This is a genomic window from Parabacteroides bouchesdurhonensis (assembly GCF_900186615.1).
In the GTDB taxonomy this organism is placed as follows: domain Bacteria; phylum Bacteroidota; class Bacteroidia; order Bacteroidales; family Tannerellaceae; genus Parabacteroides; species Parabacteroides bouchesdurhonensis.
Genome location: NZ_LT896588.1, coordinates 3,390,067 through 3,415,483, shown reverse-complemented (window position 1 = coordinate 3,415,483; position 25,417 = coordinate 3,390,067). Strand labels below are relative to the sequence as shown.

The 25,417-nt window shown below is 41.9% G+C and carries 20 protein-coding genes; 16 read left to right on the top strand and 4 right to left on the bottom strand.

The window, feature by feature from the left end; all coding sequences use genetic code 11:
- The 7 genes from C1721_RS14760 to C1721_RS14730 all read left to right on the top strand — a co-directional run.
- The coding region (locus tag C1721_RS14760; protein WP_338117703.1) for a tetratricopeptide repeat protein at positions 1 to 225 on the top strand (225 nt) is incomplete at its 5' end.
- Complete coding sequence (locus tag C1721_RS14755; RefSeq protein ID WP_102408956.1) at positions 222 to 1,286, top strand: FimB/Mfa2 family fimbrial subunit; 1,065 nt, start codon at positions 222 to 224, stop codon at positions 1,284 to 1,286. The genes C1721_RS14760 and C1721_RS14755, both read left to right, overlap by 4 nt.
- A gap of 91 nt (positions 1,287 to 1,377) precedes the next feature.
- A complete protein-coding gene (locus C1721_RS14750) occupies positions 1,378 to 3,807 on the top strand; it encodes a BACON domain-containing protein (protein WP_102408955.1) in 2,430 nt (809 codons plus the stop codon).
- 35 nt (positions 3,808 to 3,842) lie between these two features.
- On the top strand, positions 3,843 to 5,999 hold the full coding sequence (locus tag C1721_RS14745) for a FimB/Mfa2 family fimbrial subunit (RefSeq protein WP_102408954.1): 2,157 nt from the start codon (positions 3,843 to 3,845) through the stop codon (positions 5,997 to 5,999).
- Positions 6,000 to 6,090: 91 nt separating this feature from the next.
- Positions 6,091 to 6,825, top strand: coding sequence for a DNA-binding domain-containing protein (locus tag C1721_RS14740; protein ID WP_102408953.1), 735 nt, complete (start codon positions 6,091 to 6,093; stop codon positions 6,823 to 6,825).
- Between the two features lie 102 nt (positions 6,826 to 6,927).
- The gene (locus tag C1721_RS14735; RefSeq protein WP_102408952.1) at positions 6,928 to 8,088 is read left to right on the top strand and encodes a clostripain-related cysteine peptidase; all 1,161 of its coding nucleotides are present in this window, start codon (positions 6,928 to 6,930) and stop codon (positions 8,086 to 8,088) included.
- A 49-nt stretch (positions 8,089 to 8,137) separates the two neighbouring features.
- Complete coding sequence (locus tag C1721_RS14730; protein WP_102408951.1) at positions 8,138 to 8,425, top strand: HU family DNA-binding protein; 288 nt, start codon at positions 8,138 to 8,140, stop codon at positions 8,423 to 8,425.
- A 48-nt stretch (positions 8,426 to 8,473) separates the two neighbouring features.
- On the opposite strand, the gene C1721_RS16355 is transcribed toward C1721_RS14730, so the two are convergent.
- The gene (locus C1721_RS16355) at positions 8,474 to 8,611 is read right to left on the bottom strand and encodes a hypothetical protein (RefSeq protein ID WP_234347508.1); all 138 of its coding nucleotides are present in this window, start codon (positions 8,609 to 8,611) and stop codon (positions 8,474 to 8,476) included.
- A 37-nt stretch (positions 8,612 to 8,648) separates the two neighbouring features.
- On the opposite strand from C1721_RS16355, the gene C1721_RS14725 reads away from it, so the two are divergent.
- From C1721_RS14725 to C1721_RS14700, 6 genes are all read left to right on the top strand, one after another.
- A complete protein-coding gene (locus C1721_RS14725; RefSeq protein WP_102409546.1) occupies positions 8,649 to 8,969 on the top strand; it encodes a DUF6922 domain-containing protein in 321 nt (106 codons plus the stop codon).
- On the top strand, positions 8,924 to 9,535 hold the full coding sequence (locus tag C1721_RS14720; protein WP_102408950.1) for a nucleotidyl transferase AbiEii/AbiGii toxin family protein: 612 nt from the start codon (positions 8,924 to 8,926) through the stop codon (positions 9,533 to 9,535). Before C1721_RS14725 ends, C1721_RS14720 begins: the two co-directional genes overlap by 46 nt.
- A gap of 26 nt (positions 9,536 to 9,561) precedes the next feature.
- Positions 9,562 to 9,912 carry a hypothetical protein gene (locus tag C1721_RS14715; RefSeq protein WP_102408949.1) on the top strand — a complete coding sequence of 117 codons (351 nt, stop codon included), beginning with the start codon at positions 9,562 to 9,564 and terminating at the stop codon, positions 9,910 to 9,912.
- An 8-nt stretch (positions 9,913 to 9,920) separates the two neighbouring features.
- The gene (locus C1721_RS14710; protein ID WP_102408948.1) at positions 9,921 to 11,585 is read left to right on the top strand and encodes an alanine/glycine:cation symporter family protein; all 1,665 of its coding nucleotides are present in this window, start codon (positions 9,921 to 9,923) and stop codon (positions 11,583 to 11,585) included.
- 162 nt (positions 11,586 to 11,747) lie between these two features.
- Positions 11,748 to 13,466, top strand: a complete 1,719-nt coding sequence (locus C1721_RS14705; protein ID WP_102408947.1) for a phosphoethanolamine transferase family protein — start codon at positions 11,748 to 11,750, stop codon at positions 13,464 to 13,466.
- 23 nt (positions 13,467 to 13,489) lie between these two features.
- Positions 13,490 to 15,976: an ATP-binding protein gene (locus tag C1721_RS14700; RefSeq protein ID WP_102408946.1), complete on the top strand. Its 2,487-nt coding sequence runs from the start codon at positions 13,490 to 13,492 to the stop codon at positions 15,974 to 15,976.
- Here C1721_RS14700 and C1721_RS14695 read toward each other — a convergent pair.
- Positions 15,973 to 16,806 carry an exodeoxyribonuclease X C-terminal domain-containing protein gene (locus tag C1721_RS14695; protein WP_102408945.1) on the bottom strand — a complete coding sequence of 278 codons (834 nt, stop codon included), beginning with the start codon at positions 16,804 to 16,806 and terminating at the stop codon, positions 15,973 to 15,975. The genes C1721_RS14700 and C1721_RS14695 overlap by 4 nt on opposite strands.
- A 471-nt stretch (positions 16,807 to 17,277) precedes the next feature.
- Between C1721_RS14695 and C1721_RS14685 the strand changes: the two genes are divergently transcribed.
- The 3 genes from C1721_RS14685 (at position 17,278) to C1721_RS14675 (ending at position 23,274) form a co-directional block, all read left to right on the top strand.
- Positions 17,278 to 18,615: a sigma-54-dependent transcriptional regulator gene (locus C1721_RS14685; RefSeq protein ID WP_102409544.1), complete on the top strand. Its 1,338-nt coding sequence runs from the start codon at positions 17,278 to 17,280 to the stop codon at positions 18,613 to 18,615.
- Positions 18,616 to 18,773: 158 nt separating this feature from the next.
- Positions 18,774 to 20,945 carry an LruC domain-containing protein gene (locus C1721_RS14680; protein WP_102408943.1) on the top strand — a complete coding sequence of 724 codons (2,172 nt, stop codon included), beginning with the start codon at positions 18,774 to 18,776 and terminating at the stop codon, positions 20,943 to 20,945.
- A 235-nt stretch (positions 20,946 to 21,180) separates the two neighbouring features.
- A complete protein-coding gene (locus tag C1721_RS14675; protein ID WP_159063596.1) occupies positions 21,181 to 23,274 on the top strand; it encodes an LruC domain-containing protein in 2,094 nt (697 codons plus the stop codon).
- 96 nt (positions 23,275 to 23,370) lie between these two features.
- Here the strand turns inward: C1721_RS14675 and C1721_RS14670 are convergent, their stop codons facing one another.
- On the bottom strand, positions 23,371 to 24,312 hold the full coding sequence (locus tag C1721_RS14670) for a GNAT family N-acetyltransferase (RefSeq protein ID WP_102408941.1): 942 nt from the start codon (positions 24,310 to 24,312) through the stop codon (positions 23,371 to 23,373).
- A gap of 13 nt (positions 24,313 to 24,325) precedes the next feature.
- Positions 24,326 to 25,231: a DUF2156 domain-containing protein gene (locus tag C1721_RS14665; protein ID WP_102408940.1), complete on the bottom strand. Its 906-nt coding sequence runs from the start codon at positions 25,229 to 25,231 to the stop codon at positions 24,326 to 24,328.
- Between the last annotated feature and the right edge of the window lie 186 nt (positions 25,232 to 25,417).

Genomic DNA, 25,417 nt, shown 5'->3' with positions numbered 1-25,417 from the left:
GCCAACGTGAATGCGGCTGCCGCCGTCCTGTTGGTTGGCGATACCAAATCAGCCCACGAATACCTGGACCGCTTTAAGGACGATCCGCGTGCATACAACAACTACGGTGTATTGTGCTTTATCGAAGGCAACCGTGCGGAGGCCGAGTATTACTTCCGCAAGGCCTTGAAATCGGATGCCCCTAAAGCCCGTGAGAACCTTTTAAGATTGGAGGTGCAGCTATGAGTACACTAAAACTAAGGCACACAGATAACACAGATAATACAGATATGTGCGGATTCTTTATTAAAGAAAATCTATCTGCGTTAATCTGTGCCTGTCTGTGTCATCTGCGTGCCATCTTTTCGGCTTTGTTTGCACTGGGCTTAACCGCTTCGTGTACGCTTGACGGGGAACTGGGTGAGTGTCCGTATAATGTACGTTTGGAATATTGGTATACGGGCAGCGGCACGGTGAACGTGTTGCCGCAATATGTGGATGAAATGAGGCAGTATATCTATGATTCGGAGGGAACGCTGGTACAGGTAAACAGTACGAATGGCGAGCGTGTGGTCTATGGGGAGTTAAACGTAGAGCCGGGCAAATATACGATCGTGTCGTGGGCGAACCTGGATACCGTCAGCGCCCATTATCCGGAAGTGGTTATCGGGAAAAGCAGACTGGCGGATATGCAGCTTTATATGAACAATCTGTATTCCGGTTCTTCTACGCGTTCGTCCGGTTCATATCATACGGCCAGTGAGAAGCTGTACTACGGGTATGCAGAACTGGAAGTGACCGGCCGCGGAGTGAGCCGTCAGCGTGTCTATATGACCCACAGCCACTTCCTGTTGAACCTGACGGTAAAATGGGCGCAATACCCACCGCTGGATGTGGGTAATTTCAACTACCGCCTCCGTGGCGTCCCGTCCCGTTACCGGTTTACCCCCAGCCATTGGATAGGGTCGGTACGTACGGGCGAACAAGCAGTCCCGGCCATTTTGCCGGACCGTTGCGGGGTACGTGTTCCGGCTACCATGAATCTGAACCGTACGCTTAGCGGCACGCTGGTTTGCTACCGCCTGACGAACGACATGCACCCCGTACTGGGCATTTACAGTAACGACAACCTGATCATCAAAGAGGTGGATTTGTGGAAATACTTCAATACGACAAGTATTGATCTGGATAACAACCTCCGCCAGGAGTTCGATTTGCAGCTGCTGATAGACGGCGACGAAGTGTCGGTATCGACCGTAGGCGTAGGAGATTGGGAAGACGGCGGCGACCTGGGAGGTTTCATGTAGGGTAATGAATATAAAATGATATAGAGGGTAAAATAACAAAGAACTGCGAATAAGGTCGCAGGGTAAATAAACAACTAAATAATTAAACGTTATGAAGAAAAAGTATTATTGCGCAATGGCGCTGGCCACCCTGATGATGGGTGCTTGTACGGATGATACCGACCTTGGCCAGGGCGGTATTCCCGGTGGCGGTTCATCTGCCGCACAAGACGGGCGTACGGAACTTAAATTTGTGCTGGGCGGCTTCGGCGGCGGCGTGGTCTCTTACGGCCCTGCCGTTACCGTAGCAGGCGAAAACGAACTTCGTACCCTAGACATCTTTGTCTTCGGCAAGGATACTTTCCCGGATGGAACGGAACGTCCTGACGGAAAGATGCTGCTGGAAGAAATCTTCCGTTCGGATGGCACGAGCGCATCCGGCGATAAGATCGAGATTACGAACAACGGCACGGAATCCACCGCTGCCATCTCTTTGATGGGAAAGAACCGCAAACGCCTTTATTTTGTAGGAAACGGCCGCAACCAGGATGCCTTCAACCAGTTCAAGCTGGGTGAAACGGACACGACCGCTTTTGCCAGCGGCCTGACCAACAAGCTGACCGGCCATATCGCCTGCCCGCTGTTGATGACAGCCGATTATGCTATCAATATTGCAGATAGTTTGAAGAAAGGTGATGCCGGTGTGGATTGGAACAACTCCATCGACATCGTGCTGAAACGCCGTATGGCGCGTTTCGACATTGTCAATACAAGTGTCGATTCCCGCTTCTTTATCGAGTGGATTCAGTTGGAAAACCCCCGTTCACAGGCTTACCTGTTTGACGATGCCGCCCACGGCACGGAAGCTGACGCAACAACAAATGCGAATGGCTACTGGTCTAAGCTGACCGACCTTTGGACTACTTCCGAACGTATCGACTTCAAGGCTGTAGATAACGCCAACAACGGCGATGCCTTGGCAGCGTTCTATACCTATCCTGCTCCTAAGGGAACAGCGCCTACGCTTGATGAAGCAAAAGACTTCTCTATCGTATTGGGAGGTAGAAGCGGCGCAGCCGGGGATGGCGACCCTGTATTATATCCTGTGTTGCTCCGTAAAGACCAGCAGGATGCCGCAACGGCCATGACGGTAGATGCGAACCACCGCTACGTGATCAATGTCTTGTCGGTAGGAACGAACTACATCACCGCTACGATCAACGTATTGGATTGGAACGTAGCCGATACGATTATCCAGCATGCCGGTTACGGCACTTTCGGCTTGAGCGCTCCGGCCGAAACAGGCACGATAGATGAAGGCAAAAACACGTTGGTATTGGCAGATAATTCCATAAAAGCCAACCAGAAAATAACGGTAGCCGCTTCAACGGAATGGACTGCCGAAGTGATAAAGGGCGACGATTGGTTAAGCCTTACAGCTCCTGCCGCCGGTACGGTAGCTAAGGAACTGGTGTTTGAAACGACAAAGGCCAACCCCAGCAGTGAAAAGCCTCGTACGGGTGCTATCATTTTCCGTAACGTAATGCGTCCTTCCATCACCCAGACATTGTTGGTAGAACAGCCTGTTAATGATAGCGGTACTCATTTGAACGTGGGCGAACCTAAAGGCATTGTCGGCTTGTCTATCGAAGGCGATACAATTGTTCTTCCGGGTTATGACCTGCGCGTGGCTATTCCGGTTGAATCAACAGATGGTACTCCTACAATAACTAATGCAGGTGATGGTATTTTTGCAACTACGGCGATGAATGCTACTAGTGATTCATTGATTTTAACCATGGCAGAAAACAAAACCGGCACCGTAAAACGCGGTACAGTGAAAGTAGCAGGAACTACACTTGAACAGACACTTGCCATCCGCCAGATGCCTCAGTCATTAGGAATCATCCGTTTGGTATGTCCAACCATTGCGATAGACAAGCAGACTTTGAATATAGGTGCCGACGCATTGGCAGCTACCGAAGTTACGGTAAATGCCGACAGCGAATGGACATTTGACGGTCATACGGATAACACCGGCTTTACACAGGATTGGGTAACTATTTCTAACATAACGAACCCGACAGGAACAGGCTCTTTCGAGATTGCAGCTACTGCCAACGACACGTACGCCGCCCGTTCTATCAGCCTGAAACTGGTTAATACCTCTAAACCGGAAAAGATCTATTATGTATTGAATGTTACCCAGGCAGCTAAACAGGAAACACTGGATGTTGCAAGCGTTAGCGGTGGTTCGGCAACTTATGCCGGTGGAACAGTTAGTCTGGCTATTGATGAAACCAGTGAGGTTACAGTAAGCGTAACTCCTTTTCTGGCAGACGGAGACTGGGAAGTAGGCACAGTTACCGGAAATGAGGCTGGCTGGCTAACCGTAGGAACAAAAGATGCCGGCGCTGATACATTCAAGATCACACCTTCCGATAACTCCGGCAATGTAGAACGTACGGCAACCATCACAATCCAGAAAATGGGTGATGCATCTGTAAAGAAAGTGATTACCGTAACTCAGGCAGGAGTTTAATCTAACACAACAAAAACGAATTAAAACAGTAAAATATGAAAAAGAAACTAATAGCATTGGCTATGCTTGTAGCCGGCTTGACCTCGTGTAACGATGAGGTTGTAATAAAGGAAAACCCGGGCTATGCCGAACCGGGTACTGCCGTTGTCAACCTGAACATGAATACGGTTAAGAACCTGAAATCGTATGCAGACGACAAGAAGACATTGGCAGCCAACGCGGATGAACAGCAGATAGAGAGCATCGCTTTCTTCGTAAAGGTAGGAACAAACACCTCCTTGCAGTGTTACCGCAGTACCGAGATGTTGGGTTCTACGGATGGCTTTACCCAGAAACTGACGGAAGTAGAAGCCGGCAAATACACCGCTACTTTTAAAATGGCGATGACCGGTACTAATAATGTTCAGTTCTTTGCATTGGCCAACTATGCGGAAAACAATATCCAACCGGAGACAATCACGAACGAAGACCTTTTGAAAGCGGCCGTAAGTGAGGCCCTGACCGCCGAAAATCCGGTAAAACCTCTTTTGATGTTTGGTTCGGCAGAGGTAAACAACTTGAACGAAGGCGAAGCCAAAGACGTAGAATTCAATATGGACCGTCTGGTAGCCCGCGTGGACATCATCAATAACGCTTACAATGCGGATGCCAGCAAAGGCTTCCGTATCACAAGCGCCAAGGTGCTGAACGGTAAAGAGCAAGCCGCTTTAATGCCCAACAGCTATACTTTGATTAACAACATCAATGTAATAGCCGACGCACTGAAAGAGAGTAAAGCCGTTACATTCCGTAAGGCTGACGGAACGGCAACCACAGAAGGCGTGGATGTCGTTTACCAGCGTTTGGATACCCTTTATATGTATGAGAACCTGAACGGCGTTGAATTTGATACGGATGGTAGTGTTAAAACAGCTCCATCTTCTCCGGTATCTGATGCCACGGCCATCCAGATTGACGGAACATTCAACGGCAGCCCCATGTCACAGCGTGTTGAGTTTATGACGAAAGGCCAGGCAGCCGGCGATACAGCCGCACTGTCAATCATGCGTAACAGCTTGTACACCATAAAGATTATCCCTTCACAAGATACAACAAGCATAAGCTTTAATGTAACGGTAGCGGACTGGAGTTCAGCCGAAGGCGATACCATGACCATTAAGCCTACATTGATGAAACCGGAATTGACTGCGATTACAGCAACCGATTTGGGAGGTGTATCTAAAACGTCGGATAAAGTTTACACAATTACAGATCCTACTACATTGGCCGGTACATTAACCTTTACAGCCAGTGGAAACCACGATTCAAAGGTTGAGGTTCAGTATTTCGGCCGTAAGAATGCAGCGTGGTTACCTGCGGACGCTGTAGTAAAAGGTGAATTACAGGGCTATTACTCTGCTCATTTATCCCGTGATTATACGATAGACTTTTCGAAGGCGGATAAGACTGATTTCGAAGGTGATAAAGCAAAAGTTCCTTCTGATGCCTGGGTTATCATCCAGAATGCGTCTGAAATAACTATGGCAGATACAATTTTCATCCAGTTCCGCCCGAATTATGAAGGCACAACAATCAAGCCTGTATTATATAAAGGCCAGTTTTGGGCGCCGGTAAATGTGGGTGCAACTCAAGTACCTACCAGTGTATCTACTACTTGGTCTCGGAATACTTGCGGTTATTTGTATCAATGGGGTAGAAATGTGCCGTTTAGTTATGATGCTACTAACAGCAATACTGATCTTGTAGATTATCCAGATAAGACTTATGCGGAAATAATAGCAAATGCGAGTGGTATTTATACAAATAAGTTTGTAAAAGGTGACTCTAATGCTGATTATATATGGTTCAATGATTATGCGACAACTTCTATGACTGAATGGCCGCGTGAAAACCAGCCATGTCCGGCCGGTTGGCGTGTACCAACAAAAGAGGAGTTTGATAAAATTGCAGCAGAAAAGCCTCTAACGAGTAATGGTATATGGAAATCTAAAGAGAATCCACTATTCGTCTTGCCTGCGTCTGGATACCGTGGGGGTAGCGGTAACTACTACAACGTGTCTATCTATGGCCTCTACTGGTCTTCTGATTTGGTGAAAGGTAAGTCTCCTTGTCTGAATTTCAACACAGACCGTGTTCAAACGACTTCGGATAGTACTGGGAGCGCTTGCGCAATTCGTTGTGTCCAAGAATAAGGAGCGAATATATTGACTTAAACTATTCAAGGAAGGGAGAGGAAGATGCTTCTTCCTTCCTGTTTTATTAACAAACTAAACATTTACAATTATGGCAGAAACAAAACTATATGCAGGTCTTTACGACAATGCGTTAACAGAGAAAGAAGGCGATTATACCGCCAAAGCAAAGAGTACGGGAACGGTTTATAATGCCGACATAGCCCAGCGTATCGTGAAGAAACGTACCGAATATCGTCCCGAAACCATCGAGAACATCCTCCGCATGGCCGACGAAGAGAAATCATTGGCCATTGCCGAAGGCAAAACCGTGGTAGACGGGGTAGGGCAGTACATGGTGCAGATAAAAGGGGGTTTCGATACCGCTACCTCGCCTTTCGACCATACCAAGCATCAACTGGTTACTTCCTATAGCGCCGGAAAAACCCTGCGCGAGCAGCTTTCGGCTACCGAGGTGGTGATGGACGGCGCTGTGGTAACCGGTCCGGTGATAGGCGCGGTGCTAGACTCCACCACTCCCGATACCCCCAACCAGCTTCCTTTCCGCGGTATGGTGTTGATAGAGGGCACACGCATCGCCCTTCGTGGCGCCGATCCGGCTGTAGGCATCACCTTCACCCCCGTAGATACCACCGGAGGCGAGAAGCCGGTCTTTATCACCGCCGCACAATGCTCTCCCAACCAGCCCTCCAAGCTGCAGTTCTCCCTGCCTGCCGAGGTTTCTATTGGCGACTGGATGGTGAAAATAGCTACTCAATATGCCAAAGGGTCGGATACGAAAGAGCCTCGTTCATACGAGTATCCGTTCGTGGTATCCGTCTTCTGAAAATCTCCACCGCGGAGATCCCGGCTTCTCCACTGCGGAGACACTGGCTTCTCCGTCATGGAGGCTTAGACTTCTCTACTTAACTACTGTAATTATTGTAAAATGATAAAACATCTTTACATCCTGATATATAGCATCGTAGCCCTGATTCCGGCGGGCTTTTCTTCCTGCACCGAGGAGCATTCTATCGATGTTCCTTCGCCCCGCCGTACCGTCCTGGTTTACATGGCGGGCGATAATAATTTAAGCGATGAAACCTACACAAAAATAGACAGCATAACCGCCGGTTGGCATAACGGCCGCGATAACCTGTTGATATATCAGGATGCCCGCGGAGAAAAGGGTACTCCTTCCTTAATACGCGTCATAGCCAATGATACTAACCCCTATACAGAAGTAATAAAAGAATATCCGGAGAATAACTCGGCCAGCGCCGATGTTTTTTCGGAAGTGATACAGGATGCCCTTTTTCTATATCCTGCCCCCAGTTATGGCCTTTTGGTTTTCAGTCATGGCACGGGTTGGTTGCCGGCGGGGATGTTTACAACACCCCGCTCGGTTTCCTTGCGTTCCATTATGAACGATAACGACCGTGAGATGGAGCTGGCAGACTTTGCCGCCGCCATTCCCGACCATACTTTCAGCTTTATCGTCTTGGAAGCCTGCCTGATGTCCGGTGTGGAGGTGGCTTATGAGTTGCGTAATAAAGCGGATTATCTGGTGGCTTCCTCCGCCGAGATACTCAGCCCGGGTTTTAGTCCGGTTTATCCGGAGTTGATTAACTACCTTTTTGAAGAGGATGTGAACCTGAAAGGTTTTATCCATCGTTATTATGAATATTGCAACGCGCTTCCGGGCATTTACCGGAGTGCTACGTTGAGCCTGATTGATTTACGTGCCATGGATGATTTGGCGGAAGTAACGCGCACAGTCTTCCAAAATGCCGGCTCTGCAACAGGCGGTATAAATATAAATACGGTTCAGAGTTTCGACCGTGGCAGCCATAAACTGTTCTTCGACTTCGGCGATTATATGGAGCGGTTGAACCCTGCTTTGTACCCGGAGGTAGAGTCTGCGCTGTCTAGAGCAGTGTTGTATAAAGCGGCCACCCCCTCGTTTGTGAATGTGCCGGTCACCAAGCACAGCGGCCTTACTACTTATATGGAGCAGGACAGTTACCCTGAGTTAAATAAAGCCTACCGCCGGATGGCGTGGTTTAGATCGGTATCAGGGAACGCGGATGACGCAGAATACGCAGATTAACGCAGATATTTAATGAATAAAAATTACTAACAACTAAAAGCAATATAGTATGAACAAGACAGAGTTAACAAAACAGGTAGCAGAGCGATTGTCTATTCCTCATTATGAGGCAATCCGTTACATGAATGCGGTTCAGGCGGTATTAACCTCCGAATTGCAGCAGAAAGGCAGCATCATCCTTCAAGGCTTCGGAACGTTTCTGCCGTGGAAGCAGTCGGAGCGTTTGGGTCGTAATCCCAAAACCGGTACACCCTGCATGATCCGTGAACGTGTAAGCGTGAAGTTCAAACCGGGCAAGTATCTGCTGGACGCAATCAACGCCAACGGTGAAGATTGAGCGTAAAACAGAGTATAGGCTAATTAAGGTAAAGGCAAAGAGATTTTTTTAGTAGAGGTTCTCGAGAACGATTGCCGGTTTTCTTCCGCCCGAAAGGGCGGCGGGAAGCCGGCTTTTTCGTATCTGCAGGCGATTTGTTTCATGCCGGCGGAACTGAATGAAACATATCTTTTTTGGATACTTCATATCCTTTCTATATCTTTGCGAGAAATGGATTTGTGCTATGAAGCAACCGGATTTATCAAAAACAAATATTATCAATCTATTTTCTCCGTATCTGTTTTGGGATGTAGACCGGAATAATTTGGATTGGGAGAAGCATAGTGTTTTTATTATTGAACGCGTGCTGGAGTATGGCCAGTATTCCGACTGGCAATTGCTTCGTTCTCGTTTTTCCATTTCTGAAATAGCGGAACAAGCTAAACAAATACGACAATTAGACCCTAAAGCTTTATCCTTTATTGTTTTAATGTCGAACACTTCAAAAGAAGACTATAAATGTTACATTACGAAACAATCGACTCCGGCACATTGGAACTTCTGAAACGGATTATGTCTGTTCCGGAACTGGCAAATTTACGTTTGGTGGGCGGAACTTCTATGGCTTTACAAGTGGGGCATCGGAAGTCTGTGGATTTAGATTTGTTTGGTTCAATTGATTTGGAGCCGGAGGAAGTGGTGGAATTGATTAGCACTTGCGGTTCTTGTTCTGTGTTGAAAAGATCACGTAATATTCATGTTTTTATAGTGGATGGCATTAAAGTGGATATTGTGAACTATAAATATCCATGGTTATCCCCTGTAAAAGAAATGGATGGTCTGCGTCTGGCCTCATTGGATGATATTGCGGCGATGAAACTGTCGGCAGTGACCGGAAGAGGTACGCGAAAAGACTTTATTGATATTTATTTTTTGCTTGAACAGTTCGGGATGCAGGAAATGATGGATTACTATATGTTGAAATATGCTGACGGATCGTTGTTCATGGTATTGAAAAGTTTGACTTATTTTGAAGATGCCGAATTAGATCCGGAGCCTCATATGTTGAAGTCTGTGGATTGGAATGCGTTGAAATCATTTATAACTAAAGAAGTTGCATGTTTGATATGATTTTTAGTCTTGATATATAAAAGAATATGACAAAAATACAAGAAACGCTGGCTGCATTGCCGGAAGATAAGAAGGCTCTGTTTATTCCTGTTTTTGACAATATAGAGAAGTTCTATAAGGTGGTTTATTTAATTGCCCGTAATGAACATGTAACGGAACAGGAAAAACCGGAGCGATATGAAGATCGTTTACAGGTGATCCGGCAAATACGTTTGAAAGTGGAAAAGCTGGTTACCTCTTTCGGATTGAATGGAGAAGATATAGTAGCAGATATTGCCAGCGACTATTTTGAAGATTATGTGAACTATAAAGAAATAGACTTGGGTTTGACGAATGATGAATTTATTGCTGTTATTCAGAATATTTCGAAAGCCTGACTAGATATATGCAAGAAATAAATGACATACTCTCTCTTATAGATTCCCATTTTGGAGGTTCACAGTGGTTTGTTCTCCTGTTGTTGGGTACAGGCTTATTCTTCACGTTTTATTTAAAGTTCCCTCAAATCCGTTTTTTTAGGCATGCGATAGCTGTTGTTCGCGGCAAATATGATAAGGAACATGAACTGGGTGATACCTCTCATTTCCAAGCGCTCGCTACGGCTCTTTCGGGAACAGTGGGAACGGGGAATATAGCAGGAGTGGCTTTAGCTATTCATTTGGGCGGACCATCGGCTTTGTTTTGGATGCTAATGACTGCGTTTGTGGGTATGACGACTAAAATGGTAGAAGTGACGCTCTCCCATAAATACCGTGAACAGACAGAAGACGGCACAATCTCGGGCGGACCGATGTATTATATGAAGCATCGTTTACATCTGCGCTGGCTGGCGGCTTTATTTGCCGTAGCGACTATTTGTTCTTCATTCGGTACCGGGAGTTTGCCTCAGATTAACAGTATATCGAATGCTATGTTTTCTTCTTTTGGCATACAGCAATACATAACCGGGGCTATATTGTCAGTTTTATTGGCTTTAATCGTTATCGGCGGCATAAAGCGTATTGCTATGGTTACCGAAAAATTGGTACCGTTTATGGCTGTGGCTTATTTATTGGGGGCGTTTAGCATACTGGCTTATAATTATCAGAATATAATACCGTCGGTAGCATCCATCTTTACTAATTTGTTCAGTGGAACAGCGGCTACCGGAGGTTTTTTGGGCGCAACAGTGGTATGGGCGTTTAACAGGGGAGTGAACAGAGGATTATTCTCAAATGAAGCAGGACAAGGATCTGCCCCGATTGCCCATGCTGCGGCAAAAACAGAAGAGCCTGTTTCGGAAGGAATGGTAGCTTTGCTGGAGCCTTTTATCGATACTATTATTATATGCTCCATAACCGGACTGGTACTGCTTTCATCCGGCGCGTGGCTTGAGAAATTTGAAAACCGTTTTCAACAGGCGGATACGGTGGTGCTTGCCGGCCGGTATAATGAAGACAATCCGGAAGAAAAGGCAACGGTTTCCGATCATATTTTGGGAAAGAAGTTGCAGCCTCTTTATACAGGGAAATTGCATGTTGAAGGAGGAAAGATTACCAATACGGATGTAACACTTCTCCATGCCCGTTCCTTTGCCGAGAATGTACAGGTGAAACAGGGAAATGTGGTGTATACAGGTGAGCTTGATGTTAAAAACGGGCGTGTAGAGATGCCTCTGATGAAGGATAAGCAAGTATATCTGACAGGCAAATCTTTATTGCACTCGGCGCCTCTTTCTACGGAAGCGTTTAAGAGAGGTTTCCTGGGCGATTGGGGACAATATATTATACCTCTTTCCCTTTTACTGTTTGCATTCTCTACTTCCATAGCCTGGTCTTATTATGGAGACAGGGCTGTGACTTATTTGTGGGGAAGCAAATATGTCCGGCTATATCATATTATTTATGTTGCAGGCTTCTTTTTGGCTTCGTTTACCGATACAACTATTGTCTGGACTTTTTCGGGAGTAACGGTTGCGTTGATGACCTTGCCGAATTTAATAGGTATTTTGTTGTTACATAAAGAGGTGAAAGGCTCAGTTACAGAATATTGGAAGAGGATAAAAAAGTAAGTGCCCATTTTAATAAAAACTTAATATGATTGAAATAACTTTTTTTGTGCCTTAATACTACTGAAATATACAGGATAACATCTACTTTTGCCAATTCCGAGTGTTTGTATTTCTTGGATGGTGATAATAAATAGATAAATAGGTATTTTATAGCAATATAGAATGGGGCATTATAAAAAGTTGTTACGCTGGATTTCTTCACAAGAGCATCTCTTCTTCATTTTTGCTCTGTTATTCGTTGTTCCCAATTTTGTGCTGTTTTTTACAGAACCTCTGCCTGTGGTGGTAGGGATAGCTTCTATTATTTTACCTCTCGCTTTCTGGATGGGATTGTTGTTATTGGCACGTAAGCCGGGCATTGTGGTATGGTGTCTGCTGCCGAAAGTTATTTTAGACGGAGGGCAGCTGGTGTTGTTGTATATGTTTGGCCAGTCTGTAATAGCTGTGGATATGTTCTTGAATCTGACAAGTTCCGATGTTTCTGAAGCCAGTGAACTGTTAGGTAACTTAATTCTGATAATAGGTTGTGTGTTCTTTTGTTATACGCTTCCTACTTTATATCTCGCATTCCGTTCGATTCGTTTGAAAGAAAAGCTTTCTTCTGCTTTCCGGAGAAAGTGGGCGCGGATAAGTCTGGGTACTTTTATAACAGGTATTATACTTTGCTTGCTATCTCCTTTACAGGATTACCGGTTTTCAGTAAAAGATGATATTTTCCCCGTAAATGCGTTATATAATTTATATTTCGCTATAAACAAAGCGGAAAAGAATGCCAACTACATGCAAACGTCGGCCGACTTTACATTTAATGCCACTAAACCGGATAGGGCGAAAGGCCGACGCGAGATCTATCTGTTAGTGGTAGGAGAAACATCGAGAGCCATGGAATGGAGTTTGTACGGTTATGATCGTGAGACGACTCCTTGTATGGAAAAACTGGACGGCCTGGTTCATTTTACAGATGTGGTAACACAATCTAACAATACGCATAAAAGCGTACCTATTATACTTTCTGCGGCATCGGCCGAAGATTACAGTGTGCTTTATAATGAAAAGAGTATTGTGACGGCATTTAAGGAAGCCGGTTTTCGTACTGTTGTAATAGCAAACCAGAAGCTTACCACCTCTATGATAGGCGCTTTTTACCGAGAAGCCGATACCTTTATAGATATGAGTAAATTTAAAACTGGTTCTTATCTGACTTCGTTGTATGATGGGGCAATTCTTCCTTATTTGCAGGAAGAATTGAATAAATCCGATGATAATTTGTTTATTGTACTGCATACGTATGGTTCCCATTTTAATTATCACGAACGTTATCCGAAAGAGTTTTCTGTTTATAAACCGGATAAAGTGGAAGGTATAAGGGCGTCTCATAAAAAAGTGTTGCGGAATGCGTATGATAATTCGATTCGTTATACGGATTATGTGTTGGGAGAAATTGTAAATATGTTGTCGGAGACGAAAGCCTGTGCCTCGATGATTTATCTGAGCGATCACGGGGAAGATATATTTGACGATTCGCGTAATCGCTATCTTCATGCTTCCCCAATACCTACCTATTATCAATTGCATATACCGTTACTTGTTTGGTTTTCATCTGAATATCAAGAAGAATATCCGGAAAAGTACCGGATAACCAGAAATCATCAGACTGTGCCTGTCAGTACAAACTCTGTTTTCCATACCATGTTGGATATAGCTAACGTATATACTCCAGTGGCTGATTCTACGCTTGCTTTGTCGAATCCGGCATTTACCGTACGTGACCGTATGTATCTGGGGGATCATGACGACCCGATACCTTTCTGGGAGGTTGGTTTGAAGAAGTTTGATTTTGAGATGATGGATAAATGGCGGATTGCTTATGGTAAAGATTGATATTTTTATTTCTTAAACAGAAGATGAGCGGTCAGAACGGACATATAACAAGTAAAGTTGTTTTAGGCTATATCTTATTGATAACTATAGCTGTGTGTTCAGTGGCCTATATTTACCATATTGTACGCCAGGTTGCCGGAGAGGAAGAGCCGGACAATACTTCCGGCCGTAAAATTTATTATATAACCAATACCTTGTCCCTTCTCTATGAAAGTGAGGCATTGGGACAATTGATAGGAACTCCGAACAATGAGTTTACCCATTTTAACAGGACGCTTAATAAAGCACACCGGAATATGGATTCCCTCCGCGTATTGATAACCGATTCTGTACAACTTCTGAAAATTGATACGATTGACCGGTTATTAGAACAGAAACGCTTGAATACCCGTAATTTATTAGAGACATGGAATGAAACCAGCGCAGAACGTTTATATACGGAAAATATAGAACGGGTGATAGCTGTACAAGATACTGTGACGGAGCAGATTTCCGTACAGGATAGGGTAGAGGTGAAACAGGATACCGTAGTGATACCCAAAAAACGACGCGGTTTCTTTCGCCGGCTGGCTGAAGCTTTCGTTCCTTCCGGGCAAGATTCCAACATAATTGTGAATACAACGCGGGAAATTGTTTCCGACACATTGGTGAATGCGTTTAGCCCTTCCGATACCATTGTAAGTGTATTGAAAAGTATTCAGGATAGTGTTTCCGGCCAACGACAACAATTACTTGATTTGTTAATGACGCGCGCGGCAAATCTTCGTTATAATAATACGGTAATAACAAACAAGATAAACCAGATGCTGCGTGATATAGAAGAAGATGACGTAAAAGCTTCCATAACGAGAATGGAGAAAAAGCAGCAACTGTTACGGGAAACTTCGCATATATTGGCCGGCATAGGTATTGTTGCCATTATTATGGTTGTATTATTCCTGTTTTTTATCATTCGCGACATATCCCGTAGCCAGTATTATCGTATGCAATTGGAGAAATCGAAGCAATATGCGGAAAATCTTTTGCGCAGTCGTGAAAAGCTGATGTTGACTATCAGCCATGATATACGTGCCCCTCTTTCGTCTATAATCGGATATATTCAATTGCTGCTTCGATTGCACCCGGATGAGAGGCAATGCTATTATCTGGAAAATATGACATCTTCGTCCAATCATATTCTTTCATTGGTGAATGATTTGTTGGATTTTCACCGGTTGGAATCCGGCCAGATGGAGATACACCGCGTTCCGTTTAATATTGCAACGCTGTTTAATGAAATATATGCCAGTTTTAAACCTTTGGCCGACGCCAAAGATTTACAGTTCGTATTAAACCTGAAAGACGAATATATGGGTCAGCTATATATGGGTCAGCTATATATGGGTGATCCTATACGCATCCGTCAGGTTATTGGGAATTTATTGTCTAATGCCATTAAGTTTACCCAAAAAGGCCGGGTCGTTTTAGTCGTATTTGTTGATAAGAATGGCGAAGAAGAACCTCTATACCAGCTAACAGTTATAGTAAGCGATTCAGGCCCGGGTATACCTCAGGATGAACAGGAGCGTATTTTCGGAGAGTTTACCCGTTTGTCCGAAACGGAAGAAGAGGAGGGCTTTGGACTTGGACTTTCTATCACCCGCAAGCTTATTTCATTGATGGGTGGCACTCTTTCATTGCAAAGCGTTCCGGGCAAAGGAAGTGATTTTACGCTGAATATGCCATTGTCCGTATCTGTGGCTCAACCGCATACGCAAGTGCCGGAAAACGATGAGATGCCTGTTTCTTCCTTTAAAGAACGGGAAGTGCATTGCCTGTTGGTGGATGATGATCCGATACAGCTTGCCCTGACTGAGGAACTTTTAAAACAAAGCCATGTGCAGGTTGTATGTTGTACGAATCCGCAAGCTGTCCCTGAGGTATTGAAAAATACAAAATTTGATGCGGTAATAACAGATATCCAGATGCCGGGCATGGATGGTTATCATTTGCTGAAAATAATTCGTAATTCAGGTATAGCTGGTACGGAAAACATACCGGTTGTTGCTCTTTCGGCAAATGTATCTAAGGAGCAGGAACATTACCTGGAAGCCGGTTTTGCCGCCTTTTTAAATAAACCTTTTACGGCAGGGCAGTTGATTTCATTGTTGAATAAATTACTGACGACGAACCTTGAATCTAAAACAGAATTAAAAGTTTCTTCTTTAACAGCCTTCGCGGGAGAGGATAAAGAAGCTTCGGATTTTATTCTTCGTACTTTTACGGAAGAAACGAATAAAAGTATTGCATTGTTGCAAGAGGCTTTAGAAAAAGGCGATAGAATACGATCGGCACAAGTCTCCCATAAGTTGATACCTATCTTTACGATGTTGGGAGCTAATACATTGGTTCAGCAACTAAGATTGCTGGAAAAGAATGATGAGGAATTGTCTGATTCCGGATGGCATCGTTTATTATCGGAAGTGATAGAACATGTTTGTTTTATTGTTAAGCAGGTTTCCGGGAATTAAAATCTGATATATCCCAGTTTCGTATATTTTATGTTATGCGATTCAATATGCTTTATTACTTTTGCTGAAGAGATGGACAGTTTGTCTCCTGCTTTATATGCGTGGGCATAACTGCTGAGAACACGTGATTCCAGACTGTGATTTTTTGCTTTGATTGCGAATAGAAAAAGATTTCCGGCAACATCTGCTGCTGTAATGAGTTGGTCTACGTAGAAATATGCGCATCCCTCTATTATTTTGGTTTTATACGGATCGTCTTCTAACCGCACCTTTGTTATGATTAGTTTCAGGTTTGATAACCTTTCATTGGGTGTCCCGATATATTGACTGGTTGGCTTTTTATATTTCCGGTTTGTGTATAAATCAAGATATATCTGTTTGTAAGTGGTTGCAATTTCTTTAAACCGTTGTTCGTTTTTCCCTTGAGCTTCATATTTATCGGCGATCCAACATACATATCGCGGATCAATGGAATAAATTTCGTGTAAATGATGACCTCTGTATTTGCCGAAAGTGATAATATCATCTCCGTTATTGGATATGGTGCTTGTATTATCCGTGATATATAAAGGATAATAAGTGTTTGATATAATACGTAATGCTTTGTTTACGGAATTAATTGCGTTTAAATCCAGATTAGATAAATAGACGGAAGGATGATGAACGGCAGACGGGTTGTAGAACCATAACGTATAATAAAGTGTTTTTGTATTTGGAACGAGGATGTAGTAACGACCTTTATCGGATGTTTTTCCTTTGTTGAAGGTTTCCAATCTGTCGAATATCATTTTTTCTACTTCTTTTGATATGTCCGGTAATTTTGTACTCATATTTTTCTTTTGTTCAATATCCGGTTTTTTGTAGATTTAAATGTGAAAACGGAGATGTTATATAGCATAAACGGAAAATAGTTTATTTGATAATGCCCGGAATAAGGTGAATGTGTGTACTAAAAGTGTGGATTTTTTCTACAACTGTGGATGGGGATTCTACATAAAAAAGAAAAGATTTTGATATGTACCGGAACATTATTTGCCAGTTATCTGTTCAAAAATAATATGTTACGGATATTAGGACTACTTTTTGCAGACTTTGGCACGATATTCGTCATATATGTAAGTAAAATCATAAATTTGGCGTTTCTACATTTAAACCGTTATAAACAAAAGATTCGCAAGTCCGAATATTCTATTAAGTCTGTAAAACAGAAAGGTCATACCAGTTTCTTTTGGTATGACCTTTTTTATTTGTCATTTTAAAATTCCTTGATTACATTTGTATGATAATTAAAAAATATGATTATGCCGTCAATTCTTATAGTGGAAGATGATATAACTTTCTCCCTGATGCTTACTACTTGGCTTGGCAAGAAAGGGTTTGAGGTGGACAGTACAACTTCAGTGATTGATGCTAAGCACCGGATAGAGGGTAAAGAATATAATCTTGTTATATCGGATTTACGTTTGCCGGATGAAGACGGTATTGCATTATTGAAATGGCTGAAGGCAAAACACGCTTCTTTATCTTTGATTATGATGACAAGCTACGCAGAGATACAGACAGCGGTACAGGCAATGAAACTAGGGGCTTCCGATTATATAGCGAAACCACTGAATCCGGAAGAATTACTAGGAAAAATCCGGGAGATACTTAAACCTTCAAATCAGAAACCGGATTCTTTATTCGAGACGTCTAAACCGGTTGGTACTTCTGATAATTCTTTATATATAGAAGGACAGAGTCAGGCTTCACGACAAATGTATGAATATGTTCGTTTGGTTGCTCCTACAGATATGTCCGTATTGATAACTGGAGCCAGCGGAACCGGAAAAGAGTATGTTGCGCGCCGTATACATGAACAGAGCAACCGGAATAAAGCCCCTTTTATAGCAGTCGATTGTGGTGCTATTCCTAAAGAATTAGCCGCTTCTGAGTTTTTTGGACATGTGAAGGGTTCATTTACCGGAGCTATAGAAAACAAAACCGGGGCGTTTGTAGCGGCACAAGGTGGTACTATTTTCTTAGATGAAATAGGTAACCTGACTTATGAGGTTCAAGTACAACTGTTGCGCGCGCTTCAAGAAAGGAAAGTAAAACCTATTGGCAGTAATCAGGAAATAGCTATTGATGTGCGTTTGATTTCCGCAACGAATGAAAACTTGCGCGTGGCGATAGAGAAAGGGGAATTTAGAGAAGATTTATATCATCGTATTAATGAGTTTACAATTCGTATTCCGGATTTGAAGGAACGAAAGGAAGATTTATTGCTTTTTGCCAACCATTTTCTTGATTTGGCAAATAATGAATTGAATAAAAATATAATAGGATTTAACAATGAAACAATCCAATTGTTTCAGTCTTATTCCTGGCCGGGCAATTTGCGTCAGATGAAAAATGTTATTAAGTATGCAACATTACTTGCTACCGGGCGCTATATAACATGTAATGAATTACCCGAAGAATTAAAGGAACCGGATAACTCCGGGGGGGGCATCCATCTCAAAAATGAAGTACATGAGCGGGATTTAATTAAAAAGGCTCTTTTGGAATCGGGAAATAATAAAACACGTGCTGCCCAATTATTAGGTATCGACAGAAAAACGCTTTATAATAAATTGAAACTTTATCAATTGGAGTAACTCTCAAAAAAATGCAAAATAATATGATAATCATTGATATTTTTTAAACTTATAATTCAATTTATTTGTTATCTTTGCAGCGAGGGATTTTTATGTTTATTAATTTTATTACATAAGTGCATATTTAATGAGGGAATTTTATATCAATTATTTTTATTATGAAGAGTATAATTAAAGTATTAGCCGTCTTCTTTGTAGTTACATTCTCAGCATGTACAAAAGATGTTTATGATGCGGGACAAAATCCGGATCCAAATCCGGGACAAAATGGAAGTCTTCCCGGAGATTTTACATGGTCTTTAAGTGATGAGACCGAGCTTACAGTGAATATTGAGGGATTGGGCGAAGAAAAAAATATTGTAGAAGCCTATATTGGTAATCCTGCAACAGATCCTACTGCCCGTTTGATAGCCGGTTCACAACAAAAGGTAAATAATAGTATTCCGTATGTAAGGAATATTTCCATTCCTACTGGATTGGAAACTATTTATATCCGGGTTACTGATAGCCGTAAACGAGTAAGTGTCTATGGTTTTGACGTGATAAAAGGCCATATGGTATGTAATATTGGAACGGGCGGCGCCCAGACCAAAAGCTATGCTATGAGTACTCGTGCAGCAGAAGCTGAAATGCCTCAAATTGATTATTCGTATGAAGGAAAGACTCTTGTTGAGCTGACCGGAAGTTCGGATATAACTTTGCAGCCAGGTACAGTGTATATTATTCCGAAAGATCAAACCTTTAATGGGCAAGTTTCTATAAATGGCGGAGGAGATATCCTTGTTTATGTAGAAGGTACATGGCAGGTGGTGAATTCGTTTAAATATGAAAAAAAATCGGTAATCTATGTATTGGATGGCGGTAAAGTGGAAACATCCGGTAATACTACGTTGACATTTGTTGAAAGTTCCATGCTGGCTGTCCAAAAAGGAGGTCAATTTGGTGATGCTAATGCTCGTATTTCTTTATCGTTCAATACTTCGAATAATGTTGTGAACGAAGGACTTTTATATGCAGAAAACTTATCGGTTACTGATAAATGCAGCATCTATAATTCCGGTGATTTGGTGGTAACGAATTTATCAACAGCTACGCAGAATAATTATATAGTAAACAAATCAAAAATTAAAGCCGAAAGCATTGACCTGCTTAATGGTGTTATTGACAACTACTGTCATCTGGTAGCGAATCAGATAACAACTCGTGGACAGGTTGCCCATATAAACTTATTCCCGTCTTCTTACGTTGAGGCAGGAAAGCTCTCTGCAGATCATTTGGATCTTTTTATGGATGCTAAATCTATGTGGAAAGGTGAATCTGCTTCTTTCGCAGGTTGGGATAACAAGGTAAGAGGTGGAGATACCGATTGGGCTTTATTGAAAATAAATACAATAGAGGTCAAGACGGGTGCTGGAAAACTGTTGAACTATTCAGGCATGGTCAATATTGAATGTAAATCACATACAGAGCATCCCAGCCAATGGAATCCATGTTACGGTTTGATAGCTCCGGCAAACTTCTCCGAAGGACAAGGGTTTGCCGAAATTGACCCGAACGAATGTAACGGTAATGGCGGTAATCATAACCCTGGTGAAGAACCTGGACCGGATGATGATATTACAGAGACGAATACCTTACCGTATACTTATCTTTTTGAAGATAACTGGCCGCAGAAGGGTGATTACGATATGAATGATATTGTGATGTCGGTAACCCTTAGAAATACGACTTCTGCATCTGACGGAAAAGTAAAAGCATTAGATGTTGATATTAAGTTGTATGCAGTAGGTGCCCGGAAAAAACTGGCTGTAGCATTCCAGTTGGATGGTGTTCCTGCGGGAGCAGTAAGTGGATCCGAATCCAATCAGCAATATGCCGTGATACGTTTGTTTGATGATGCACATGCGGAACTAGGTGGAGCATCTGGTGAAATTATTAATACTTATAAGTATGATAATAATTTGGTTAAAGAGATCCATAAACAGATTAAATTCAATACCCCGTTAGATCAACCTATTAGTGTAGGACGTTTTAATCTTTTCGCTATTTGGGGTGATGCGGATGCAAATAAGCGGTATGAAGTCCATATTCCTGGTTTCCGTGGAACCAATAAAGCAATGTCAAGTGAGCTTAGCACCGATGTGTATACTTCAACGGAAGATGGCTGGATGTGGGGACTTTGTGTTCCGTTCATCGATTTCAGCAGTTTCCCGAAAGAATCAGTGAATATCAGCGAAGCTTATTCCGGTTTCGACAAATGGATTTCCGGAGATAACACTCCGAATTGGTATCTGAATCCGATAGAAGGTAAAACTATTGTTGTTAAATAATTTTTAGAAATAATTTGTTCATCTGTTATTACAGGTGGATAATAGAAAAACCCCTTTCAAAGATAAGGCTTGTGAAAAAGTCTCTTTGAAAGGGGTTTTTGAATTTAGTTATCAAATCATTGTTAAGTTTGTGTTAAAGTTGTGTTAAAATTATATTTTATGTGTTTTGTACTAATAATATACATTACTTTTGAACATATTCTAGTAATATTGAGGTGTTTTAAATAATATGCGTATGAAAAACTTACTTAACGTCATTTTAAAAATTACGGCGGTTGTCTTTATTTTATTCCTGACCGCTTGTCAATCAGATGTGTATCATGGGGGGGATGATCCGAATCCAGAAGAAAGCCTTAGTGGAATTCCTGATGATTTCAAGTACCTTACTGTTGACAGTAAAAAGTTGACAGTAAAAGTTATGGATGTATATGAGGGCAAGAAGTATTATACGGTGGAAGTATTTGATGCAAATCCATTTAATGATCCTTCTGCTATCTTATTAGCAGGTGGAAAAGCAAATGTGAATACTCCTTTTGAAGTAAATTTAGTTTTACCAAAGACGCTTAAAGCAATCTATCTTCGTCAAACAGATCCGAAGGGCTATCAATCAGTGACAGGGATGGAGGTGAAAGATGGGGATTTGTATTTTGATTATAATGACGTGTTGTCAGGAAAGACAACTCTTAAATCTGTTTCTAATGGGGCAGAACTGCGTGCGGATGATGAAATAACTGGCGAACCGGGTGATTATGATGAATTGTTTACCAGTGGACTAAGCCAAGCAAAAGAAATTAATGGTTCTGAAAAACTGGAAGTGAACGGTGTCTATAAGCTGACAAACGATTTTAAAGGTGCATTGCAGCTCCCAACAGGGAATATTACCTTGTATATCGGGGCTAAATTGTCATTGACAGAGAACATACAGTTACGGGGGGATGCTGAAATTTATGTTCTTCGCGAAGGAACTTTTGCCGGAGAACAGATTAAGTTAGATATGAATGGCGGTAAATTGTATAATGCCGGTACTCTTGCCTTGAATGACCTTCAATTGACGGAGGTAAAGTTATATAACCATTCAAATTCAAAAATATATGCAAAAAATTTAACGCTCAATGGCGTGTTCGTAGAGAATAACTGTTTGCTTAAAATCGATAATACGCTTAATTTGACAGGAAAGGGATCCCAAATTATATGTAATCAGGTTTCTTCTATCGTATCATCAAAATATTATATCGGAAACACCGATTCTTATATTATCATGTATCCGAAAAGTTTGTTTGAAACGGATCAAATCACAGGAAACGGCAATCAATTGCATACAAATATTACCGGAGAAGCATATGTTGATTTTCAGGATATGCCTTTGTTTAAAGTGAATGGCTCTCTAAAATTACATAGCGGAAGCGGAGGTGACTACACCGTTGGCGATAGTTATATAACTTTCACCGGAAATGTTTGCTACGCAGCTAAAGAAGTTATTTCCGCATCACTTGAACCGAGTATGTTCCAGCTTGACTATAACAGTCTTCCGACAAATGCTCAAGGGGATTGTTACGGAGTAGAATACAAACCTTCGGATGCTACTACTCCTGATGCAGACAATCCGGAATATAACGAACAATCCAGTGAAACTCCTACGTATACATATCTGTTTGAAGATAACTGGCCATCTTTTGGTGATTATGATATGAATGATTTGGTATTAGATGTGAATATTGCCAATGTAGGAGTTGTTAATAATAATGCCACATCGGTAGTTTTGACTACTACAGTGCGTGCCGTTGGAGCGTCAAAGCCGTTGTATGCGTTTGCCCAAATTGAAGCTCCCGGAGCAGGAGAAACGATTGTTCCATTATTTGATGGTGAGGCTCATGAGTTCTTGGGTAAGACCGTTGGGGATAAAATCAATACTTATAATTATACCTGTGATAGCAGGACAACCGTTCAGACAGTTGGTTTAAATGGTATCAAAGGGCTGGTAAATGCTTTGAATCTGAATGTCTTCGTTGTATGGGGGGATGTGAATTCGGGAAAATGGAATGAAATACATTTACCTAATTTTAAAGCAACCCAAAATGCCGTTTCTTCTGCAACTACAAATCAGGATTATAAGTATAATGGTAAAGCGGAAGGAGCTAAACCGGAGTATGATAATATGATGTGGGCTTTGATGATTCCCACAAGGAGTTTTACTTCATATCCGAAAGAAGGGGTTTCCATTATGGATGCTTATGACGGTTTTATAACGTGGGCAAGATCTAATGGGGCTGCTGTTGGTGATTGGTATTTTCATCCGACAAGTTCAGATAAGATTTATGAAGGGAAATAGTGTTCTCTGAAAAGAAAATAAGAAAAATAAAAGTCCCCGATAAAAATTGAATGTTTTTATCGGGGACTTTTTTATTCTGGGGTTAATATAATGTTTCTAATCCAGCATTAAGCTCATATAGGCTTTTCGTTCAGGATAATTTAACAGGTGACGGGTTAGGTTTTGGATATCCATTTCTTTTAAATCGTTTTTTAATATCGGGCTATGGGGATGTTTTTCTATCCAGTAATTAATTAGCCGGTCTGTATCGATAACCCTGGCCATCCCATAAGGCATAGTTCCCGGAGGAACAGGCATACATACATAGGAGGCTTCTTTTACATTATTTTGAAGAGTGGCTTCTTGCAGGAGTAGCTCTTTTACCTGGTCGTTGTCGAAAAGTAGTTCTTTTACAAAGATACGATCTTTATCTTTACGCAGGAAAATCATTCCTACCGGTTCTTGCTGTATATTCAGGACTGTTAGCATTTGATCTCCGCTCTGTTGGATGTCGCGCAAGATGGTGATGAAATCATCGTAAGTATGCAGTACGCAACAGGAACGTTCTCGTAATTTTTTATCAAAGTAGGCATATAGTTGTTGCAAAGGAGGAACTTCCGGAGGAACAACAGTCAGCGTAGGAGCTTGTACAACCTGGTTGGACCGATGATATGCCTCAAGCGTATAGTCGAAGGCTTCAGTAAAACCCTGTTCACGGTAAAAATCAAACAACCACGGATCGGCCGGTACAATGACAGCTAAAGCGATTGTCCGTTCTTTCATTTTTTGAAACGATTCTTCAATTAACTGCCGCATCAAGCCTTGATTACGGTATTCCGGAGCTGTACAAGCACCGTAGATATAAGCTACTGAAATTTCTTTTCCATAGAAATTCATGGTGTACGGAAGCATTTGTAAGGTGGATACAATCTGCCCGTTTTTTTCTATTGTCAGTGTATTATTGTCATTATATACACGGTCGAAGTAAAGACTTATGAATGCTTCGGAATCATCGAAGCATGTATGCCATAGGTCTATGATTTGTTGTTTTTTATCCATAATCCTATCTTTTTTATAACGGTTTCTTTATTGCAGCGCATTTTTCAAGTAGAATAGTTGGATTATAGGATAGTTTAGCTTGTCTGAGTCCCGGTATTCCCAAATCTTCCTCTCGGTTTACATATATGTATTTTTCCGGAAGATGGGAAGCAAACTCCTGATTAATCAAAGTGTAAGCCCCGTCATAGTTTATATCGGCTTTCTCTACATGTACGGCAAATGTATTATGATTGACCGGAGCTCCGAATGTGAATGCGATAATTTCGTTATTTACCCGTATTGCTCCGCCAATCAGGCCAAGTTCGTTATAGTGATGTAAAGCATAAGTCAATGAACGGCGTTCGTCATTTAATTCTTCTTCATCTTCTTCCGTATTGTTTGTCTTATACCATTTACATTCCAAACGAAGACATAAAGGAACTATATCGGGAGTTATCGGCACATATTCGTAAACATACTTTTTTTTGAATTTGTTTATATGGTTGCGTTTGGATTGAAGCTTTTTTCCTTTTAACGATGCGAGGTCTTCACGCAGATAGATATAGTCGTAATAATCTCGTTCAGGGATATAATAAAAATCTCCCGGCAGAACTTTTTCCAAGTTTTCTTTCGCATCAGGAGTAATGCCAAGCATACAAAGTGGATGTCCGTGCGCTAGCGAGTCTTCTTCCAATAATGATATGGCTTGTTTTAAATCTCCTTCGCCAATCGGCATCATATAAGCCAATCTACTTTTATCTTCAATATGAAAACGTATTAGGAGAGATTTATTTATAACAGCATATTCACTATCGTACAGGAAACGCCAACTGCACATGTTTGCGAATGAGAAATCGCAATTGCGGTAATTGCTGGGCATAGTAAACGAGGTGATAGTTTCCCTGTCTTCTATTGTTATGGGTTTAAAAGGTATATCCATTATTTAATCAGTACTTTTTGATCATGCAAATATAGAACTAAAATATATGAGCTAATGTTTAAAGAGATACTATTTTGATAAAATGGCGTCTGTATATTTGAATAAACATAAAATGCTTTTTATTATTGAAACTAATAACTACATTTAGCTGTTTATTGGGCAAATTTCTTTTTTGATACTAAAATA

Excerpts from the sequence above, each read along its gene's own strand:
- C1721_RS14755 (WP_102408956.1), top strand. The coding sequence starts at position 222 with ATGAGTACACTAAAACTAAGGCACACAGATAACACAGATAATACAGAT.
- C1721_RS14750 (WP_102408955.1), top strand. The coding sequence starts at position 1,378 with ATGAAGAAAAAGTATTATTGCGCAATGGCGCTGGCCACCCTGATGATG.
- C1721_RS14745 (WP_102408954.1), top strand. The coding sequence starts at position 3,843 with ATGAAAAAGAAACTAATAGCATTGGCTATGCTTGTAGCCGGCTTGACC.
- C1721_RS14740 (WP_102408953.1), top strand. The coding sequence starts at position 6,091 with ATGGCAGAAACAAAACTATATGCAGGTCTTTACGACAATGCGTTAACA.
- C1721_RS14735 (WP_102408952.1), top strand. The coding sequence starts at position 6,928 with ATGATAAAACATCTTTACATCCTGATATATAGCATCGTAGCCCTGATT.
- C1721_RS14730 (WP_102408951.1), top strand. The coding sequence starts at position 8,138 with ATGAACAAGACAGAGTTAACAAAACAGGTAGCAGAGCGATTGTCTATT.
- C1721_RS16355 (WP_234347508.1), bottom strand. The coding sequence starts at position 8,611 with ATGAAGTATCCAAAAAAGATATGTTTCATTCAGTTCCGCCGGCATGAA.
- C1721_RS14725 (WP_102409546.1), top strand. The coding sequence starts at position 8,649 with ATGAAGCAACCGGATTTATCAAAAACAAATATTATCAATCTATTTTCT.
- C1721_RS14720 (WP_102408950.1), top strand. The coding sequence starts at position 8,924 with ATGTTACATTACGAAACAATCGACTCCGGCACATTGGAACTTCTGAAA.
- C1721_RS14715 (WP_102408949.1), top strand. The coding sequence starts at position 9,562 with ATGACAAAAATACAAGAAACGCTGGCTGCATTGCCGGAAGATAAGAAG.
- C1721_RS14710 (WP_102408948.1), top strand. The coding sequence starts at position 9,921 with ATGCAAGAAATAAATGACATACTCTCTCTTATAGATTCCCATTTTGGA.
- C1721_RS14705 (WP_102408947.1), top strand. The coding sequence starts at position 11,748 with ATGGGGCATTATAAAAAGTTGTTACGCTGGATTTCTTCACAAGAGCAT.
- C1721_RS14700 (WP_102408946.1), top strand. The coding sequence starts at position 13,490 with ATGAGCGGTCAGAACGGACATATAACAAGTAAAGTTGTTTTAGGCTAT.
- C1721_RS14695 (WP_102408945.1), bottom strand. The coding sequence starts at position 16,806 with ATGAGTACAAAATTACCGGACATATCAAAAGAAGTAGAAAAAATGATA.
- C1721_RS14685 (WP_102409544.1), top strand. The coding sequence starts at position 17,278 with ATGCCGTCAATTCTTATAGTGGAAGATGATATAACTTTCTCCCTGATG.
- C1721_RS14680 (WP_102408943.1), top strand. The coding sequence starts at position 18,774 with ATGAAGAGTATAATTAAAGTATTAGCCGTCTTCTTTGTAGTTACATTC.
- C1721_RS14675 (WP_159063596.1), top strand. The coding sequence starts at position 21,181 with ATGAAAAACTTACTTAACGTCATTTTAAAAATTACGGCGGTTGTCTTT.
- C1721_RS14670 (WP_102408941.1), bottom strand. The coding sequence starts at position 24,312 with ATGGATAAAAAACAACAAATCATAGACCTATGGCATACATGCTTCGAT.
- C1721_RS14665 (WP_102408940.1), bottom strand. The coding sequence starts at position 25,231 with ATGGATATACCTTTTAAACCCATAACAATAGAAGACAGGGAAACTATC.